This is a genomic window from Oligoflexus sp. (assembly GCF_035712445.1).
GTDB lineage: Bacteria > Bdellovibrionota_B > Oligoflexia > Oligoflexales > Oligoflexaceae > Oligoflexus.
On record NZ_DASTAT010000053.1, the window covers coordinates 1 to 16,547 of the forward strand.

The 16,547-nt window shown below is 55.9% G+C and carries 12 protein-coding genes; 7 read left to right on the forward strand and 5 right to left on the reverse strand.

Going from position 1 to position 16,547, the window contains the following annotated elements; genetic code table 11:
• Nucleotides 1-847: adenosylhomocysteinase (locus VFO10_RS10290; protein WP_325139699.1), on the forward strand; the 847-nt coding region annotated here is incomplete at its 5' end.
• Between the two features lie 83 nt (nucleotides 848-930).
• Here VFO10_RS10290 and VFO10_RS10295 read toward each other — a convergent pair.
• A complete protein-coding gene (locus VFO10_RS10295) occupies nucleotides 931-2,937 on the reverse strand; it encodes a M13 family metallopeptidase (RefSeq protein WP_325139701.1) in 2,007 nt (668 codons plus the stop codon).
• A gap of 348 nt (nucleotides 2,938-3,285) precedes the next feature.
• Here VFO10_RS10295 and VFO10_RS10300 point away from each other — a divergent pair, with 348 nt between their 5' ends.
• From VFO10_RS10300 to VFO10_RS10320, 5 genes are all read left to right on the forward strand, one after another.
• Nucleotides 3,286-5,805, forward strand: coding sequence for a hypothetical protein (locus VFO10_RS10300; RefSeq protein ID WP_325139704.1), 2,520 nt, complete (start codon nucleotides 3,286-3,288; stop codon nucleotides 5,803-5,805).
• Between the two features lie 240 nt (nucleotides 5,806-6,045).
• Complete coding sequence (locus VFO10_RS10305) at nucleotides 6,046-7,215, forward strand: MFS transporter (protein WP_325139706.1); 1,170 nt, start codon at nucleotides 6,046-6,048, stop codon at nucleotides 7,213-7,215.
• A 72-nt stretch (nucleotides 7,216-7,287) separates the two neighbouring features.
• Nucleotides 7,288-7,827, forward strand: a complete 540-nt coding sequence (locus VFO10_RS10310) for an RNA polymerase sigma factor (protein ID WP_325139708.1) — start codon at nucleotides 7,288-7,290, stop codon at nucleotides 7,825-7,827.
• The gene (locus tag VFO10_RS10315; RefSeq protein ID WP_325139711.1) at nucleotides 7,824-8,360 is read left to right on the forward strand and encodes a hypothetical protein; all 537 of its coding nucleotides are present in this window, start codon (nucleotides 7,824-7,826) and stop codon (nucleotides 8,358-8,360) included. The genes VFO10_RS10310 and VFO10_RS10315 overlap by 4 nt, the downstream gene beginning before the upstream one ends.
• A 139-nt stretch (nucleotides 8,361-8,499) precedes the next feature.
• Nucleotides 8,500-9,375, forward strand: coding sequence for a TIGR02147 family protein (locus VFO10_RS10320; RefSeq protein ID WP_325139713.1), 876 nt, complete (start codon nucleotides 8,500-8,502; stop codon nucleotides 9,373-9,375).
• Nucleotides 9,376-9,392: 17 nt separating this feature from the next.
• Here the strand turns inward: VFO10_RS10320 and VFO10_RS10325 are convergent, their stop codons facing one another.
• The 4 genes from VFO10_RS10325 to VFO10_RS10340 all read right to left on the reverse strand — a co-directional run bounded on the left by VFO10_RS10325 (nucleotide 9,393) and on the right by VFO10_RS10340 (nucleotide 14,187).
• Complete coding sequence (locus VFO10_RS10325; protein WP_325139715.1) at nucleotides 9,393-10,262, reverse strand: hypothetical protein; 870 nt, start codon at nucleotides 10,260-10,262, stop codon at nucleotides 9,393-9,395.
• Nucleotides 10,263-10,326: 64 nt separating this feature from the next.
• Nucleotides 10,327-11,547, reverse strand: coding sequence for a hypothetical protein (locus tag VFO10_RS10330; RefSeq protein WP_325139717.1), 1,221 nt, complete (start codon nucleotides 11,545-11,547; stop codon nucleotides 10,327-10,329).
• A 634-nt stretch (nucleotides 11,548-12,181) separates the two neighbouring features.
• Nucleotides 12,182-13,315: a hypothetical protein gene (locus VFO10_RS10335; RefSeq protein WP_325139719.1), complete on the reverse strand. Its 1,134-nt coding sequence runs from the start codon at nucleotides 13,313-13,315 to the stop codon at nucleotides 12,182-12,184.
• A complete protein-coding gene (locus VFO10_RS10340) occupies nucleotides 13,312-14,187 on the reverse strand; it encodes a TIGR02147 family protein (protein WP_325139722.1) in 876 nt (291 codons plus the stop codon). The genes VFO10_RS10335 and VFO10_RS10340 overlap by 4 nt, the downstream gene beginning before the upstream one ends.
• A 331-nt stretch (nucleotides 14,188-14,518) precedes the next feature.
• On the opposite strand from VFO10_RS10340, the gene VFO10_RS10345 reads away from it, so the two are divergent.
• Nucleotides 14,519-16,399 (forward strand): c-type cytochrome domain-containing protein, encoded by a 1,881-nt coding sequence (locus VFO10_RS10345; protein WP_325139724.1) that lies wholly within the window; start codon nucleotides 14,519-14,521, stop codon nucleotides 16,397-16,399.
• The last annotated feature ends 148 nt before the right edge of the window (nucleotides 16,400-16,547 follow it).

Here is a 16,547-nt window from a genome sequence, read left to right on the forward strand (position 1 = left end):
CACTCTGAAAGTTCCTGCGATCAACGTCAACGACTCGGTCACCAAGTCGAAGAACGACAACAAATACGGCTGCCGCCACAGCTTGAACGACGCCATCAAACGCGGCACCGACATGCTGCTGTCCGGTAAAAAAGCTCTCGTCATCGGTTACGGCGATGTGGGCAAGGGTTCGGCTCAGAGTCTTCGTCAGGAAGGTATGATCGTTCGCGTCACCGAGATCGATCCTATCTGTGCGATGCAGGCCTGTATGGACGGTTACGAAGTGGTTTCGCCTTATAAAAACGGCGTGAACACCGGCACGGAAGACGGCATCAACAAGGAACTCCTGCAGAACACCGACCTGATCGTGACCACGACGGGTAACATCAACGTCTGTGACAAGCACATGCTGACCCATGTGAAGTCGGGCGCTGTGGTCTGTAACATCGGCCACTTCGATAACGAAATCGACACCAAGTTCCTGCGCGATAAATTCGAATGGCAGGAAGTGAAGCCTCAGGTGCACAAGATCTTCCGTGACAGCAAAGATGAAGAGAACTTCATCATCCTTCTGTCCGAAGGCCGCCTTGTGAACCTTGGCAACGCCACCGGTCACCCCTCGCGTATCATGGACGGTTCGTTTGCCAACCAGGTTCTGGCGCAGATGTATCTTTATGAGAAGAAGTGGGCGGACAAGAAGAGCGAGCCAATTTCCGTTAAAGTCCTGCCCAAGAAGCTGGACGAGGAAGTGGCCCGTAACATGGTCGAAGGCTTCGGTGGCGTGATCACCAAGCTGACCACGGACCAGGCGAAGTATATCGGCGTGAAGGCCGAAGGCCCTTACAAGAACGACGATTACAAGTACTAAGAAGAAAAAAAGCCTGCTCCTTGTTTAAGGAGACAGGCTTTTGTTTTGCACAGCCTGCTGCTTGTCAGGAGCAGGCCCTTCCCTCACCAGATCTTCACCACGTCCTTCTCGGGCAGCACCATCGCATCCTTGGCTTTGCACTGGAACACCTTGGCAAAATCAGGCTGATTCTTCATCTGCTGATTCACGCGCGCCCAGCCGAGGGCATGCGGATCGGTTTTAAGCCGCATTTCCTTTTGCTTCGGCAGCATGATGCCGCACCAGACGCGGGCATACTGAAGGAAAAAGGCGCGCTTCATTTCATCCGTGCCCTTGCCTTCCGGGAAAGCGGCGCGATAGGCGAAGGTCACACCAGTCAGATCCCCGATGTTTTCCCCCAGGGTCAAGCGACCGTTGTGACCAATCTTATTGAACTGCTGCTCAAAATTCTGACCGCGGAGTTTGAAGTTCTTCACGTCCTCATCAGTCATCCACTGCTTCAGGCGGCCTTCCGCATCAAACTGCGCGCCTTGATCATCAATACCATGACCAAGTTCATGACCGATGACGGCCCCGACGGAACCCAGGTTGATTTCCACCGGCAGGCTCGGGTCATAGAACGGGTACTGAAGAATGCCGATCGGCATGACGAATTTATTATCATCCGGGCTATAGTATGCATTGACGGTCAAAGGACCCATTTCCCAGACGTTCGAATTGCGTTTCTGTTTAAGTTCCGCCAGCGAACGCTCCTGCAGTTTCGCGGCCAGCTTCTCAAAGTTCCCGTTCGGTTCGGTCAGGCTGTACTCGGCCTCGGGATTGAAGCGCCATTCCTCATCATTGCGCGGCTTCACCAGCTGCAGACGCGCCTTGCTCATCTTTTCCCGCGCCCCGCCTTTGCCCTGCTCGCTCAGCCACTGGTTGCTACTGATGCCATTGATGATGGACTTCCTAACCTCTTCGGCCAGCGCCACGAATTTATCTTCCGGGAAATCCGGGAAGACCTTCGGCAGGAGTTCCGCATCAAGTTCCTTCGTAAAGCTGTTCATGACAGCCATGGTGCAGCGCTCCTCGCGCTCGGGACGAACCTTGGGGGCACCCAGCTGCTTCACACCGAAAGCATAGTAGGCTTTTTTGAATTCGGGATAGCCATCATCGAGCATCGAACTCAAGCTTTCAAAGAGATAGACCGCTTTCAGAGTCTCCAGCTTCTCACGGTTCAGACGATCCTGCAGCCAGGCATAGGTGTCGGGTGTGAAGTGACGAATCAAGGTCGTCTCAGGAACCTGCGGCAGCACGTCTTCAAAATGAAAGTTCGGATATTTCTTCACAAGGTCCGCGCGGCTGACTTCGCTTTTCTGGACCCAGATGTCGCGCCATTCAGCAGGCAAGGGGCTGACTTTGGCGAAGCCCGTCTCGAAATCGAGCACGGCCCGGGCTTGGGCATCGGCAGCTGCTTTCGGGGTGCCTATCGTTTGGAAGAACTGGACCAGAATCTTTTTAAAGGCGCTGCGCACTTCCGGGCTTTCATAATACGAACGCTCCGGCAGACTCATGGCATTGGCTACGAAATAAAAATCATAAACGTCCGGCTGGCTCTGGTTGGCAAGATTGCCGATTTCCAGAAAGCTGGTACGGGCCGCTTTTCTTTCATCCGCCAAAAAACGGGCGAAGGCCGCGTGGTCCTTGATGGCTGCCAGACGCTGAACAGTATCCGCGACGCGTTTTTTTTCCTCGTTCGCGCTGGCGGCTGGATCCATGCAGGCATTGTAAACGGTCGCCAGAGTCTGCGAACGCGGAGCCAGCTTCACGCCTTTTTTCGATTCGGCGGCGATATCGCGCAGAAAGGCTTTCTTCTTGTCCAGAAGACGTTCGGCCGAATCATCGAAAGCAAAGGTATGGCTGGAACGATCCGGCCGCAGGGCATAGCTGTCGATCGCGCGGGAGCAGGCATAGCTATAGAAGTCGTCGCAGGGACTGACGGTATCATTCACAGGAAATTCACGGCGATCGGGAATGGTGCTGGTGGCTTTGGGTTTGGGCGGAGTCACGGCCAGGAGCGGCGCAGTGAAAAGACCAAGGGCCAGTAAAGAAAGAGACTGACGTAGCATGAAGACTCCCTAGAATTGTCCGGAAAGCATGACGCAGAGCGGGATACGAAAATACACGAGCAGGATTCAAAGACCAATAGAATAAAAATGGTGAAGTTTCCCTAAGTTATGGCGTCATAAAAAATCCATCAAACGAAATACCCTCAAGGCCTTGAGCCGGTCGGCAGAGTTTGCCCGGCAAAGCGTTCACCAATTCTAAAATCAGCCCTGATTGCGGCAAATTTTTAAGCCCAGGAGCAAAGGCCATTTTGGTCTATTTTGTGAAAGCCTCAAAGGCTTCTGATGAAATTTTCAGCAGGCCCGGAAAAATTCTTCCGAAAGACGGTTGATTCACTCGGAGGAAAAAGCATGCTGCGCTTTTTAGGCAAACTGATCCTATGCTTTCACGCCTTGCTGCTCCTAAGCGGTTCTGCATGGGCGGAGGATCTGCGATTCAAAATCAATCTGAAATCGAAAAGACTGCACCAGGACCGGGAATGGCTGATCGAAAGAGCCGCGCTGTGGGATGGCAAACATCTCTATATCAATCCCCAGCTCGACTTCAGCAATGTCGCGTGCGCCGGAAATCCGGAAGGCGGATGGAAGTGCACGGGCACCGTGGTGGCGACAGGTGATTATGCGCCCAATGTTTCCCTGACTTTTGACTGGAATGAAAGCGGAACGCACGACAAGAGCGAAAGGCTCTATCCCTCGCAGATCGCTGAAAATGCCTTCCGCATTCAGGCTGCCGGCATGGGTGTGGTCGTTTACGCGGAACCCAACTGCGCCTGTCGCACGGCCCAGTGTTCCAATACGGTTTCCGTTCTGATCCGTGAAGGGGCTGGAGGACGCGTTCTTTGGGGACCGGAAACGCATCAGGTCATCTTTGATGAATCCTGCCGCATGCTCCTGATGCTCGGGAAAACCCAGCCGATTGATGCTTCCATTCAGCGTTATGATCCAGCAGCCCTGTCTTTGGCCGTGACTTTGGATGGTGCCGAGCAGAATCTTGATTACCTGCCGCTCAGTGGCAAAGGTGAAAACGGTGCGCAGGGTCCAGCCGGAGCCCCTGGCGCTACAGGTCCCCAAGGTCCTACCGGTCCTCAAGGTCCTCGTGGTGAAATCGGTCCGGTCGGTCCTCAAGGTTTGGTGGGTCCACGCGGAGAAGCGGGTGCTCCTGGTCCCCGCGGAGAAATCGGTCCCATCGGTCCGGGTGGACCTGAAGGCAAACAGGGTCCACGCGGTCCTGAAGGTCCTGTTGGGCCGCCCGGTTCCCAAGGTCCCAAAGGTGATATGGGTGATGAAGGTCCCAAAGGTGAACGCGGTCCCACCGGTTTGCCGGGTCCTGCCGGTGCGCAGGGACCCATTGGTGCTGCCGGTCCCAAGGGTGATAAAGGCGACAAGGGTGATGCCGGTGCGCGCGGTCCCAAAGGTGACATTGGTGAAACCGGTCCGCAGGGTCCGAAAGGTGACCTAGGTCCGACCGGACTTCCCGGTGCCAAGGGTGATCCTGGTGCGCAGGGTCCTCAAGGCGCGCGCGGAGAGAAAGGCGATCCGGGTGAACGCGGACCCATTGGTCCCACAGGTTTAAAGGGTGATAAAGGTGATACGGGCTCCACGGGTCCCCAGGGTTTGCCGGGTGAAGCTGGACCTAAAGGTGATAAAGGCGAGCGCGGTGATACCGGACCTCAGGGTTTGACCGGTCCGAAGGGTGATCCCGGTCCAGCCGGTCCAACCGGAGCCACGGGAGCCAAGGGTGATAAAGGCGACAAGGGTGATACCGGAGCCACGGGTTTACCCGGTGCCAAAGGCGATCGCGGTGATACCGGCCCGATGGGTCCGCAGGGTCCCAAAGGGGAAACAGGTCCTCAGGGTGCTCAGGGTTTGAAAGGGGACAAGGGCGACACCGGTGCGGTTGGTCCGAAAGGTCCTGCTGGTCCCCAGGGTGAACGCGGTGAGATCGGTCCTCAGGGTTTGACCGGAGCCAAGGGTGATAAGGGTGACATGGGCGATCAGGGTTTGCCTGGTGTTCAAGGAACTCAGGGTCCCAAAGGTGAAAAAGGTGATACCGGGGCGATCGGTCCTCAGGGCCCGCGCGGCGAGCAGGGTATTCAAGGTTTCAAAGGTGATAAAGGCGACACCGGTGCAGCCGGTCCCGTCGGTCCCAAAGGTGATACAGGTCCTGTTGGTCCCACTGGGCCCCAGGGTCCGAAGGGTGATATCGGTGCCGATGGTCCGCGTGGACCACGCGGAGAGCCTGGACTTCCGGGAGCCACGGGTCCTGCCGGTCCCCAAGGTGATGCCGGTCCTGCGGGTCCGAAAGGCGAGCGCGGCGAAACAGGAGCGCCTGGACCTGCTGGTGAGAAAGGTCTTCCCGGCGCGAAAGGCGACAAGGGTGATACCGGCGCTGCGGGTGCCATAGGTCCCAAAGGTGACAAGGGTGATCCTGGTGTCGCCGGTCCTGCCGGTCCCAAAGGTGATACAGGATTCACAGGTCCTGCCGGTCCTGTTGGTCCCAAGGGTGATATTGGACCCCAGGGTCCCACCGGGCCCAAAGGGGAAAGCGGTGAACGCGGTCCCATCGGCCCTGCCGGACCCAAAGGCGACAGTGGACCGGTTGGTCCCGCTGGTCCCGTCGGTCCCAAAGGTGAATCCGGTGCAGCCGGTCCTGCCGGACCGAAGGGTGACGCTGGTCCCGTTGGTCCTGAAGGTGCTCGCGGCCCCCGCGGTGAATCAGGTACTCCTGGTGCCGCAGGCCCCGCTGGTCCCAAAGGCGACAAAGGCGATCCCGGGCCCGAAGGCCCCCGTGGCCCCCGCGGTGAAACCGGCCCCGCCACCGACCTGACTGACATTCTTCGCCGCCTTGATGCTCTCGAAGCACGGCCCTAACACAAACACCCCGGCTCTGGCCGGGGTTTTTATTTCCACCCCGCAAACCTTAAAAAGACCGCGACCCGCCGCATCCGCGCGCGAAACCTCAAAACCCTCGGCACGCTTGCCGCGCTTTCTTCCGCGCCCCGGCTGCCCCGCTTCCGCCCGCGATCATGACAAAGGGCCGTCTTTCGGATTGATCACAGTTCCGCTCGGCCGCATAATCGTTTTTTCTGCCTCATGCGCAAGGAATGCCACATGCCGAAAGAAGTTTGGGTTCTGGGCTTTGTCAGTTTGCTCATGGATATTTCCTCCGAGATGGTCCACAGCCTTTTGCCGCTGTTCATGGTAGGCACTCTCGGCATCAGCGTTTTCGCAGTGGGATTGATCGAAGGCGCGGCGGAAGCCACGGCGCTGATCGTAAAAATTTTCTCGGGCGCTCTGAGCGATTACCTCGGCAAACGCAAGGCTCTCGCCATTGTCGGCTATGGACTGGCGGCTATCACAAAACCCATGTTTGCCCTCGCCCAAAGCAGTGGCATGGTGCTCACCGCGCGGTTGACCGATCGCATCGGCAAAGGCATTCGCGGCGCTCCGCGTGATGCCTTGATTGCTGACATAACGCCAGCTGCGATGCGCGGCGCTGCCTTTGGCTTAAGACAATCTTTGGACACGATCGGCGCCTTCGTGGGTCCGCTCCTGGCCACCGCTCTGATGGTGCTCTGGGCCAATGACTTCCGCGCCGTATTTTGGGTTTCTGTGATTCCCGCGACCCTCGCAGTCCTTCTCCTTCTGGTCGGCATTCGCGAACCCGCGTCCCATTCTGAACAAAAACGTACCAACCCCATTCGCATGGACAATCTGAAACGCCTGAATGCCAGCTACTGGTGGGTTGTGGCTCTGGGTGCGATCTTCACCCTGGCCCGTTTCAGCGAGGCCTTCCTCGTTTTAAGAGCCCAGGAACGCGGCATCCCCATGGCCTGGGTCCCGCTGGTCATGGTCGTGATGAATGTTATCTACGCCGCGTCCGCCTATCCCTTTGGTCGACTTTCCGATCGCATGTCTCCCCTTTATCTGCTCGCCCTCGGCACGCTTGTGCTTTTGATCGCTGACGTTGTGCTGGCCCTTGGCACCAACGGCACTCATGTGATGATCGGCATCGCCTTCTGGGGCATTCATCTCGGCATCACACAGGGTCTCATGTCGGCTTTGGTCGCTCACACCGCGCCTGCTGACCTGCGCGGAACCGCCTTCGGTTTTTTCAACCTCGTTTCCGGAGTGGCCATGCTTATCTCGTCCGCGCTGGCCGGTCTTCTTTGGGATCAGCTCGGCGCAGCCTCGACCTTTTGGACGGGGGCGGGCTTCTGTGCGCTTGGACTTGTCGGCCTTCTTAGGATACAAGGTATTGATTTTAAGCAGGTTTCCTAGTTGGTCAGAATAGTCCCCAGCCTGTCACAAAGCAGGCGGGTCCACCGTATACTGTCAGGGAAGTGAGCAAGGGTGTTGGATCATCGGAGCGATGAGGAACTTTTGGATCAATATCACGCAGGGGATGCTGAGGCTTTCCGCAGCTTCTATCGGCGGCATGCCGGGCGCGTGCTCGGCTATCTTCAGACCAAAGGCCTAAATGCCCAGGCCGCCGAGGAAGTTCGTCAGGAAGCCTTTCTACGCCTGCATCACTCCATCCATCGTTATGAAAGCGGGCGCCCGGCGCTGCCCTGGTTTTTCACGATCGTGCATAACTGCCTGGTCGACAGCATCAGGCAAAGCCAGAGCCTTATGAAAATGAAAAACGCCTGGCAGAACAAGGGACCGGAAACCGTCACGGTCCAGGATCACGCGGAAGACGAGGACCCGGGAACGGCAATCCTGAATTCCCTTTCCGCCGAACAGAGGCAGGTGGTCGAGCTGCGGGTCTTTGAAGAAAAATCCTTCAAGGAAATGGCCCATACCACCGGCAAAAGCGAAGTGGCGCTGCGAAAAATCTATGAGCGCGCCCGCCAGAAGATGCGAGGCTTTTGGAATGGAGAGGATGCATGAAACCTGATCCTTCGGACTGGCAAAAATTTCTAGACAGTGAAGCCCCGGTGGATGCTGCGGTCCCGGTTCCCGATGCGATTGAAAAAGATCTGGTGCGCTCACGCACGCACCTTTCTTTCACGTATATCGGCGGCGCCGCGCTCGGCTATCTGATCTCGCTGATGATCTGCGCGCAATGTTCCGTCGGCCTTTCGCCCCTGGCCTGGAAAGTCAACTCGCTGATTCACACCATGCCTGATCCCTGGTGCCCGATCCTCTGTGGTTTCATCTTTGGATTTTCTCCGACGCTCGTGAGCTTTCTTTATCTTTCACGCTTTCAGCATCGCTTTCTTATATTCCGCATGGGCTGGCTGCCGGCGCTGGTGCCTGTGATCAGCGGCGCTCTGATGCTGCTTTCCGATGACCCGCACGGCTGGGTCTGGCGCAGCATCTGGCTCGTCACAGCAATCCTTACGCCCTATCTTTTCGAACTGGCTTCGGCCTTCATACTGAAACAGGCCCGCTGGAAACCGGGGACCGGTTCTTCGATTTAAGAAGGGAATAGGCAGAATATCGCGCGTGGGATATCCGTAACTCGGCTAATTTTCTATGTATTATCAGGGGATACAAAGCACCTCATGTGCAGAAAAATTCGGCCGATAAGATCCTCAGAGTTTTTCAGCAGGTGCTGTAATGTCGAGGCAGAAACTGTTACATACCATCGCGAGCCGAGTGCCTGTCACCCGGTATCTCGATTATCGTGAATATCTTCAGGCCGTTTATCTGGCTCTGAAGCAGGAACTCGAATCCTATTCCTACCTCAGCTTTGCCGAGGATCTTGGCTTTTCCAAAACCAATGTGGTGCATCTGATCATCAAAGGCAAAAGACCTTTGACGGGCAAGGCCGCGGATCGTATCAGCAGCGCGCTTGATATGCGCGCCAATGAGCGGAAGTATTTCGAGCAGCTGGTCAGCTTCCAAAATAGCCATGATCCGATCGAGCGTGAAGTCATGATGCAGAATCTTCTGCATTATAAGACCAAGGACGTGCAGTCCGAGGCCAGCCACGATCAATTGGAATTTTTCACCGAATGGTACAACGTCGCCATCTATGAGCTGGCGTTCACACCCTATTTCAATGAAGATACCAAAGAGCTGGCAGGCCTTCTGACCCCGCGCATCCGGCCCGAGCAGGCGCGCAAGAGCCTGGAGCTGCTGCAGCGTTTGAATCTTCTGCATAAGGACGAGACGAGCGGCCGCCTGGTGCCCCAACGCAGACGCGTGAGCACCGGGGATGAGATCGCGTCCCTCGCGATTATTCGTTATCATCAGAAAATGATCGACCTCGGCAAGGAATCCCTGACTTCTGTGGAAGCCTCGCTGCGGGATATCAGTGCGATTTCGATTGCGATACCTGAGGAAAAGCTGCCGGAGCTGAAGAAGGAAATCAGTGCGCTGCGTAAAAAACTTCTGAGCATGGCGGAGCAGGAAACCAACCCTGATGCCGTGTATCAGGTGAACTTCCAGCTTTTCCCGCTCAGTCGTCAGAAGGCCAGGAGATCGTCCTGACCAACGAGACCGCTATCTCACTGACACGCGCAAATTCTCGTATACCCAAAGAACGGTGAACTCGAAGGATCGGTCGTGGCCGAGTCAAAGAACGTTTGCCCGTTGGCCGAGCGGTGACAACCCAGCCCGCGGAAGGTCATGACATCACTCACCCCGATGCTGGGAATAGGCGTGCGATCTGGAAACTTTGCATAAAGATCGGCACAGGCCTGGCGATTGCCCGCGGCGCCGGCTCCAAAGCGTTCGACGACCCAGGGATGAACCTTCATCTGCGACTGACCGCAGTATTCCGTACACGACGAAGCCACGGTCACCATGCAGATGCCTTCCAAAAGAACCCCATCCGTACAGGTTTGATTGGTGGGCGTCGTCACGGGTTTGGGCGCGACGGGAGGCGGTGTTTCCGCGGTCACGGTCTCGCCTTTTTCATCGGCTTCACTATAGGTATAAGTACTGGACTGCGCGGCCGTCCGCAGCTCGACCAAGGGCGCGCCGGTGAACGCAAAGATTACGTCCCAGGGTTCGCCGCTGGCGGCCATGGATTTGCTCACGCGGATATTCGGGTTCGCCGTCGGAGCGAGCTTCACTTCATAACGATTCCAGCTGTCTTCCGTGGTCGGTATGCGTTTGCCATCGCGGCTCGCGACGCTGCAACCAACCTGCACCAGCTCACCGGCGGCATTGATATCCGAGCAGTTCACCAGGTATCCAGGAACACCGGCTCCCGTTTCCGTCGGTCGGTCGTTGGATTGCGTTTTGGGATCTATGGCCACGGATTGCTGGGCCGTGGAGGCAGTAGGTTTGGAAACCAGAAAGCCCGTCGGCATACAGGCCCCAAGGCCGGCAGCCACACCAAGACTCAGGATGATGGTTTTTATGGTTCGCATGGTTCCCTCCAAAAAACGTATCGGCACTGGAGGGACTCAACCTAAATCCGACTTGTAAGATGCCCTAATCACTGGAGGAGTCGGGCTCCTTTCCCTCGTCCGTAGGCGGGGCATCGGGGCTATAAACACGGACAAGGTCTTCGGCCATGCCGAGGACATCCAGGTGCTTTCCAAAGCTCAGCTTCTGGCTCAGGGACATGTATTCATAAAGAACGATGGCCGCGATCTGCCGATGATTGCTGCGATGAAGCCAGCGGGCAAGGGCCAGCCAGACGAGGAGCCTCTGGTCGATGTTCCTCAGGACCTCGATCTTGGTGATCACGCGCTTGATATCCGAGAGCCTTTTGGCAAAAGGAATATCCGTATCATAGGCTTGCTCCAGGCACTGGGCCAGGGCGTGAAAGCCGCTGTTCCGCTGGACGTCCAGGCCATGGATCAGCTTCGAGAGCTTATCGACCTTCCGCGACCAGGTCGTCTTCGGATGCGCATAGGCCCAAAAGAAAAGCTCCAATGGATAAGTATTCGTGTAATGGGAACTGCCTTCCTTCGTCAGCTGAAAGAGACCGGATAAATCCAGCGTTTGACTGGCTTCAATACAGGTCTTTTCCCAATGCAGCTCGTGCACGCAGGCGGGATCGGTCAGCTGCGCAGCATACTGCTGAACGATCTGATTGGCCTCGGGGATCGCGCCCGAGAGCCTTGTGGATTTAATCAAATATAGGCGCAGGCGGTCCAGGGTCTTCGGCTCTTCCGTCTCGCGCAGGCCCTTTTGAAAGAATTCGATCGCCAGCGAGGTGTTGCCAAGCCGCAGCGCATTGATGCCAATCCCAAGGTTCTGGCGGGCCATATGTTCCGCGGGCATGGCCGACATGTGGGCGCTCAGCAGCCTTTCCCAAAGCGAAGGAAGAAATTCCCCGTTGCCGAGGTGAATGTCGCTCATCACGGAATGCATTTCGGAAAAGAGAAAGGAGATCGGCGAATGCCCGGGCTTCACCCCAGCGACGCGCAGGATGGCTTCACCCAGGTTCGCAAGGTCATGAATTTGTTTTTTCCCAAGGCCCCCAAAGCGTTCATGATGCACAAGGGCGGACATGATGAGGATGAAGCGCCTCAGCATGCTGACAGAATCTTTGGCCAGATCGAGGAGCTGGATCTGCTCCAGGATGTAGTTGAGCCGCTCGGCCTCGCCCGATTCTCTAAGGACCTGGTCGAGTTCGATTTTGATCTCTTTTTTGGTTTCGTCGATAAGGGCTTTTTTCCAGCCTTCCCGACTCCGGCCTGCCATAAAAAGATCCTCGTATTTAAAGTCGCTTATCCTTGCGCCCCTTATCGGAGCTTTCCGCCGAAAGGTAAAAAAAAGACTGCGGATCACAGGGATCCGCAGTCGAAATGCAAGCTAAGGCTAAACAGATAACCGAGAGAGTCGTAAAAAATCACCCTCCATGAAGACCGTATTCAGAGCTTACAGGCATGACCTTCAGGATTTTCATAAGGAAGCTCTCCTCTTTAGAAGCTCGTTGCCTGATACCTAAGAGATTGCAACGGTCGTGCTCAAGAGGGCCAGAGGCGGAAAAGCCAGTCCTGCCGGGGACGTAAACCCGTTTTGAGGAGCGTTCTCAAATCGGAGATCTGTTTATGAAAAAAGGTCCGCGCCAGGGCTTTGGATTCATGTGCTCGGAATGAATAGAAGTTTTTAAAAATGCCCAGGGTTCAACCCGGAAGGGCCGAGGCCTGATCGAAAATTCGGGACTTAATCTTTGGAAATGCCGGGAAAAAATTCCTTGGGAGCGATTTGGGAAAGGGTGTACTGAGGGGATAAAAAGCGGGTTCCACAGGATAAAGAGCAAAAGGCGGACCAAAGAAAACAGCCCCGTGCCTAGGACCAGGGGCTGCTCAATCAGGAGTAAAAGCCGACCAGGTCAGGTACGGCCACCGGAGCGGCCCGAGCCGTTGCCTTTGCGCTCTGTTTCGATCCGGCAGGGTTCGAATTCCAGTTTGGAGCCCGTACCGTCCGCATAGACGATAAGATTCTGCTTTTCCGTGAACGCGATGCTGAAGGACTCCCGCGCGTTCGTGGGATCATTCGGAGCAAAGATCTCGCCGGTGATGGTTCCCGCGGTCGGGCGGCAGCCGCCGTCCGCATTCATCACGACATTGCTATAACGCATGACGACCATGAGGCCATCATCCTCTTTTCGGGATGAGACGACGCCCGAGGTGATCTTCAGCGACTTCAGTTTCGACTCGGCATTGTACGATTCTTCCATAATCAAAGGCGCATCGGCCTGGGTTTCGATGCGTGTGCGCATCTGAGTGGCCGCCGCCTGGGCCGTGCGGTTGGTGATCTCCATATCCGTCCCGAAGGTCAGGGAGCGCTGGAGCCGCAAACCGGCCGCAGGATCCATCTTCATGTTCTTGATGGTGGACTGATGCAGGCCGCTCGATTTCACGCTGCTTTCCCGAACGAAGGCCTGGGATGGATCCATCACGATGAGGCGGCTGTTGGTCCGCTCCAATGTTCCATCGATCAGGACATCCTGGGTCGCGTTCCAATCTATTTTGGGCCTGGTCAACTCACTGTTGCAGGCCAGGGTCACGCCCGGACTTTGCATGCGCGAAGCGAAGACGCGGCTGAGGCTTTCGGTGACCTGGGTGGCGCTGGACGCCTGGCCCGAGGTGCGCGTCGCGCTGCTCGTTTCCTGATGGTTCAGAACCAGGGAGCCATCGGGCTGAACGCCACAGACCAGGCTTTCGTTGCTGGCTATGAGCGAGGCGCTGCTGTTATCAAAAGCGAATTCCAAAGCCGCTGTCAGCGCTTCGTCGTATTGGTTTTCCACAAGGTAACGGGCATTGATCCGCAGGGATTCCACTGGCTCCGCCGGTTCGATGGATTCGATGGGAACATTGGGCATGCCCGGAACCATAGGTCGGCCATCGCTTTCCTTGGGCTGGGCGGGAGTGGGTTCAGTCGGGTTGCCGACTTCCACGCCGCAGCTTGCGAAGACTGCGCTGAAGAGAGCCGCAAAAAGTGTGCTGAGAGTTCGCATGCTCACGACTTGGCTCCTTTATCCCGGCTTAAAGGAAATAATTGAATATTCGTTTGATAGACCACATCAGCGTTCCTGGCCTGTTCGGCCATATTCAGGAGCTTCTTACGGAACAGGCTGATTTCCTTTTTGACCTCCGGCAAAAGACTGCTGGGAATCGCAATGGAAACAGAACTTATGTCGCGAGCCTGGGCGTGGATGGCTGTTAAAGACTCCTTCCCCAGTTCGATCATTTTCTGGTGGTAGCGGGTAATCGCCAGGGACGCGATCTCGTCGCCGGTGCTGATGCGGGAATGCGTAGGTTTATACTGGCCCGAGTCCGCATCGCGACTCAAAAGCCCAAGGCGTTCCAAAAGTTCAAGGCTCTTGCGCGCCTGCTCGGGGCGGATGCGCGGCGTCAGGGTCGCAGCCAGGGCTTTGGGATCGTCGCTGAAGGTGCTGGTGAAGCTTAATTCATAGATGGCGCTATGAAACCATTCGGTGAAGAATTCGAGCTGGGCGAGAAGATTGTCTTCTGCTTTCACTTCCTTGGTCTTGAGTTCCACCAGTTCCTGGAAGAGGAGTTCGCGTTTCATCGAATCGCGACTGTTGTGATAGGCCACCAGATCTTCGAAGTATTTGCGCTCTTTGCCCTGCAGCTGCAAAACATCCGCAATGCGAATGGCGGCTTTGCTGGTCAAAGGACGCCGGCCTTTGATGATGAGATGAAGGACGTTGGTGCGCGAAAAGCCAAGATCATCGGAGTAGTTCAAATACGAGTACTTGCCAAGCTCCTGCTTGATCGCTTCATAGACCGCCTGCAGATACTCCCGGTAGTCGAGAAACCGGCTGACCGATACACGACTCGCAATAGCTACGATGAGTTTCGAGTGAGACATACCGTTCTTTCTCTAAAGAATATTGGCAGACATTTTCCTGTATCGGCCCGCGGTTTTTCGCACATGAGCAAATTTTGTAAGTCTTCAAAAAAGCAAAGGAAACAGCCGTGAAATTCGGGGAATGTAGAGTTATTTCTGCACCCTCGCTTTTATTTCATTTTGTAAATAATTTTGCACATGAACCTGGCTGGATCCATCTGCAGGCCATTATAACAATTGAGATAAAGTGAGCACTCTCAAGATTTACCAAGTTTTTCCGATAATAATTTGCATACGGGTTGGCCGTCAGATGCCTGCCAACTTCTTCGAGAGAGCGAGAGGGGACGTGGTTATGAAATTCAGAATGGCGATTATGAGTCTTGGGGTCGTGATGTTCATCGGGGGCTGCGAATCGAGTCCTTCGATACCTGTGCTGTCCCGGAGAAGCGGCGCTGACAAAGTAGAGGAAGTCAAAGCGCCTGTTATAACCGAGCAAGCCGATCAAACCCCAGCCAAGGAAGCCCCAGCTCCTGACCTTCAGGCCCAGGCTCTGGCGATCCTGGATCGCGCCTGCGTCAGCTGTCATAGCGCGACCAACATTCAGGGCAACTTCGGAAGCCTGGATAATGTCGAGGCGATGCTGGCCAGTGGACGTTATCTTGTTGCAGGCAGCCCGGAACGCTCTCTTGTTTATACCAAGCTCGCGCCTATGGGCAACATGCCGCCGTCCGGCACGCTGAAGCCCGAGGAGGTGACGACTATCAAGGAATGGATCAGCGGTTTGAAAGCGGTGCAGATCGTTCCTTTGAAAGACACCCAGGTATTGGACCTTGTCCAGAAAGATCTGCAGGCCAACGTTCCGGTTGCGGATCAGGATCAGGTTCGTTACTTCAGCTTTCATGTGGCGAACAATGTCGGCACCAACGAAGCGGCCATGGAAAGCATGCGCAAAGCCTTCGTCAAAGTCGTCAACAGTCTATCCCGCTCACCGGCCCTCGTGAAGCCTGTGGCGATCGACCCGAAAAAGTTGATCTATCGCATCAAGCTCAACGAGCTGGGCATTCCTGTGCCGATCTTTGATGCCGTGATGAGCGATTTCTATCCCTTCACGCAGCAATTCGTGAATAACGTTTCAGACCGAACGGCTCAGCTGGCGGCTCAGACGGATGTCTCGCTGCGGACAGCTATCGGTTCAGCCAACTATCTCTTGCGAGCAGACTGGTTCATCGCGACCGCGACCCTGCCGATTCCTTATGAACGTCTGCTGCAGATGGGTGCGGATCAGGCTGCGCTGGATGCTCAGCTGGGCGTCACCATTCAAGCGAACCTCGCTGCCAACCGCGCGATACGGTCCGGCTTTAAAAATTCCGGAGTCTCGACCCAGAACCGCGTGATCGAGCGCCATAGCCAGAGCAATGGGCTTTCCTATTGGATCAGCTATGACTTCGCGCGTCTGGATCAGATCGAGAATATTTTCGCCAATCCCATCGGTCCGCAGCCGGTCAGCGCGACGAAGGCTTTCCAGCACGATGGGGGCGAAATCATCTTTCAGCTGCCGAACGGTCTGCTGGCTTATCGCCTGGTCAACGCCACAGGTGTGATTCTGGACAAGGGTCCAACCAGCATCGTGAAACAGAATGATGCGCCTTCCCAGTTTCTCTCGGCTATCGTCAACGGAGTGTCCTGCATGAACTGCCATGGCGCGGGCCTTCTTTATAAGAAGGATGAGGTGCGGGCCTTTGCCCAGGCCAACGTCGGTGCCTTCACCGCGGCCGAGATGGAAAAAATTCTGAACCTTTATCCGGAAGAGAAGCCGTTCAAGGATCAGATGGACAAGGACAACCTTCTTTACTTCAACAGTCTGAAGACGCTCGGCATCGAACCCAAAAGTCCTGATCCTGTGAACCAGGCGTTCCGCTTCTATAATCGTTCGCTCAGCAAGAATGATGTGAGAGAGGAACTCGGCGTGACGGAAGCCGCCCTGGACAGCCTGCTTCTGAATGAACCCTATCGGACCCAGTGGACCAGTCTGCGCACCCAGGGCTTTATTTCCCGTCAGGAACTCAGCCTTCTGCAGACCCAGGCTATCGAACAGGCCCGCATCGAACTGAACGTCGTTGCGCCACTGAGCGGTGATTTCCTGGCGACGCCTGATTGCATGTTCGCCAGCCAGGTTCAGATGGATAACTGTGTCGTCAATGCTGGGGCCGCGCCTGCAGTGGCCCTGCGTTAAATGGAATCCCCGTATTGAATGTCATGAGCCTCCCCAGTGGCACATTCCAATTCCAGGGCCTTTCCTCCGGGGAAGGCCTCTTCTTTTGAAATGTAGTTTTATTACAACAAATAATGCATCGCCGTCCTCGGGATTTAGATCAAAAATA

What these genes read in the sequence shown, in the direction of transcription:
- VFO10_RS10295 (WP_325139701.1), bottom strand. Translation starts at nt 2,937, where the DNA reads ATGCTACGTCAGTCTCTTTCTTTACTGGCCCTTGGTCTTTTCACTGCG.
- VFO10_RS10300 (WP_325139704.1), top strand. Translation starts at nt 3,286, where the DNA reads ATGCTGCGCTTTTTAGGCAAACTGATCCTATGCTTTCACGCCTTGCTG.
- VFO10_RS10305 (WP_325139706.1), top strand. Translation starts at nt 6,046, where the DNA reads ATGCCGAAAGAAGTTTGGGTTCTGGGCTTTGTCAGTTTGCTCATGGAT.
- VFO10_RS10315 (WP_325139711.1), top strand. Translation starts at nt 7,824, where the DNA reads ATGAAACCTGATCCTTCGGACTGGCAAAAATTTCTAGACAGTGAAGCC.
- VFO10_RS10320 (WP_325139713.1), top strand. Translation starts at nt 8,500, where the DNA reads ATGTCGAGGCAGAAACTGTTACATACCATCGCGAGCCGAGTGCCTGTC.
- VFO10_RS10325 (WP_325139715.1), bottom strand. Translation starts at nt 10,262, where the DNA reads ATGCGAACCATAAAAACCATCATCCTGAGTCTTGGTGTGGCTGCCGGC.
- VFO10_RS10330 (WP_325139717.1), bottom strand. Translation starts at nt 11,547, where the DNA reads ATGGCAGGCCGGAGTCGGGAAGGCTGGAAAAAAGCCCTTATCGACGAA.
- VFO10_RS10340 (WP_325139722.1), bottom strand. Translation starts at nt 14,187, where the DNA reads ATGTCTCACTCGAAACTCATCGTAGCTATTGCGAGTCGTGTATCGGTC.
- VFO10_RS10345 (WP_325139724.1), top strand. Translation starts at nt 14,519, where the DNA reads ATGAAATTCAGAATGGCGATTATGAGTCTTGGGGTCGTGATGTTCATC.